Consider the following 2333-nt stretch of genomic DNA (forward strand, 5'->3'; position numbering starts at 1 on the left):
GAGGGCCTGCGCGGCCTCGCCGACGAGGGTGCGCGCGAGCGCCGGCGGCAGGGGCCCGCGGCGGTGCACGAGCGCGGCGAGGGTCTCGCCCGGGACCACGGCGGTGACGACGTAGGCCCAGCCGGCGTCCTCGCCGACGTCGAGGACCCGCAGCACCCGGGCGTCGTCGACGAGGGCCGCGCGGCGCGCGGCGTCGACGACGAGCTCGGCGCCCCCGGCGACGAGCAGGAGGTCGACGGGGCGGTCGAGGACGACGTCGTGGCACCGCCACGTGCGGGCCCCGCGGCGCCCGGCCGGACGGCCGTCCTCGCCGTCCCCCCGGCCGCCTCCCACGGGCCGCACCAGCCGGTACCGCCCTCCGAGCACGCCGCCCTCGACGAGCGGGCTGCCTGCCTCCACCGCGTGCCACCTCCGTCGTCCGCGCGGATCGTGCCCGCGCCCGGGGCCGCCGACGGCCCCTCGCCCCCCGCTGCTCCCCGCCGGCGCCAGGGTAGGCGGCGCGGGGCGACCCGTCCGTGAGGCTCGTCCGCGGGACAGGGGGCCTCAGCGGCGGCGGACCTGCGCGAGGACGTCGTCGAGCTCGCGCACCCGCGTGGCCCGGAGCATGAGGACGTAGACGCCGACGACGACGGCGCCCGCGACGAGGACGACGGCGAGCGCGGTGGGCCGGCTCGTGATGCCGGACAGGAGCGCCTGGACGCCGCTGCTGGCGCCCCAGCCGGCGAGCCCGGCGACGACGGCCGACAGGAGCACGCGCACGTGCAGGCGCAGGACGCGGGCGCCGTCGAAGGAGCCCGTCCGGCGGTGGAGGAGGACGAGGGCGGTGGCGAGGCCCGCCACGTTGCCGACGCTCTGGGAGACGCCGAGACCCACCACCACGAGCTCCGCCGGCACGACGAGCGCCACGACGACGTTGAGCACGACCGACACGACGCCGGCCACGACGACGCCGATGAACGGCCGCTTGCCGTCCTCGCGGGCGTAGAAGCCGCGCTGGACGAGGTAGAGGGCGCTGTAGAAGGGCAGCCCCAGCGCCATGGCGCCCGCCGTCGCGCCGATGACGTCGCCGCCGCCCGGGCCGAAGAGCAGGACGCCGACGGGCGCGCCGAGCACCACCAGCCCCGTCGCGGACAGGACCGAGACGACGCCGAGGAGCCGCAGGCCGAGGGACATGTCCGCCCGGGCGCCGTCGACGTCGCCGGAGCTGATGCGCCCCGACAGGCGGGTGAAGAGGGCCGTCACGACGGACACGGCGACGAGGGAGTGCGGCAGGACGTACAGGAGGTAGGCGTACCCGAGCACGGCCGGCCCGGGCAGCACGACCCCCTCGGGCACCGGCTCCCCCGCCCCCTGCGAGCCGTAGACCGCCACCTGCACGGTGACGAGGTACCCCGCCTGGGAGACGAGGATGCCGGCGAAGGTCCACAGCGCCACCGTCCCGGCGCTGCGCAGGCCCACGCCGCGGACGCCGAACCGCGGGGTCCACGTGAAACCGAGCCGGCGCAGCGGCACGAGCAGCACGAGCGCCTGCGCGACGACGCCGAGCGTCGCCGTCCCCGCGAGCACGGCGATCTGCGTGGGGTCGAGGGTGTCGAGCCCCGTCGTCTCGTCCGCGCGCCCGAAGAGGCCGATGAAGACCGCGAGGCCCGCGATGGAGACGACGTTGTTGACGACGGGCGCCCACATGTAGGGGCCGAAGCTGCCGCGGGCGTTGAGGACCTGGCCGAGCACCGTGTAGAGGCCGTAGAAGAAGAGCTGCGGCAGCACCCACAGGGCGATGGCCGTGGCGAGGCGCAGCTCGTCCGGGCCCCACGACGACGCGTAGGCGCGCACGAGGAGCGGCGCGGCCACCATGCACAGGGCCGTGACCGCGGCGAGCCCCGTGACGATGAGGGTGACGAGCCGGTCGACGAAGGCCGCGCCCCCGTCGGGGTCGCGCGAGGCGCGCACGATCTGCGGCACGAGGACGGCGTTGAGCACGCCGCCGGCGATGAGCAGGTAGACGATGTTCGGGAGCCGGTTGGCGACGTCGAAGGCGTCGGCGCCCGTGCCGACGGCGCCGATCGCCACGACGAGCACGACCGACCGGACGAGGCCGAGCGCGCGGCTGACGGCGGTGCCCGCCGCCATGACGGTGCTCGAGCGCAGGAGCGAGCGGACGCCGGCGGGACCGCGCCCGCCGCCGGTGGTGTCGCCGGCGCCGCTCGTGCTGGCCGCCGCGTCGGGACCGGCGTCGGGCGGGGGTGCGGCGCCCCCGGCGGGGCTCGTGCTGGGCGTGCTCATGGGGACTCCTCGACGGGGGCGCCCGTGCGGGCGGCTCCGCCGGCCCGGCG

The 2333-nt window shown here is 77.5% G+C and carries 1 protein-coding gene and 1 pseudogene; both read right to left on the reverse strand.

Translation table 11 applies throughout. From position 1 onward, the window contains the following. Positions 1–399 (reverse strand): annotated as a pseudogene (locus tag HLB09_RS15835) (hypothetical protein); the annotation flags it as partial. Between the two features lie 144 nt (positions 400–543). Continuing rightward, positions 544–2283: a murein biosynthesis integral membrane protein MurJ gene (gene murJ, locus HLB09_RS15840; RefSeq protein ID WP_171204278.1), complete on the reverse strand. Its 1740-nt coding sequence runs from the start codon at positions 2281–2283 to the stop codon at positions 544–546. Between the last annotated feature and the right edge of the window lie 50 nt (positions 2284–2333).

This window comes from Pseudokineococcus marinus, from assembly GCF_013004605.1.
Lineage (GTDB): Bacteria > Actinomycetota > Actinomycetes > Actinomycetales > Quadrisphaeraceae > Pseudokineococcus > Pseudokineococcus marinus.

Bases quoted from the DNA above. Each gene is read 5' to 3' on its own strand.
- murJ (WP_171204278.1), bottom strand. From the start codon at position 2,283: ATGAGCACGCCCAGCACGAGCCCCGCCGGGGGCGCCGCACCCCCGCCC.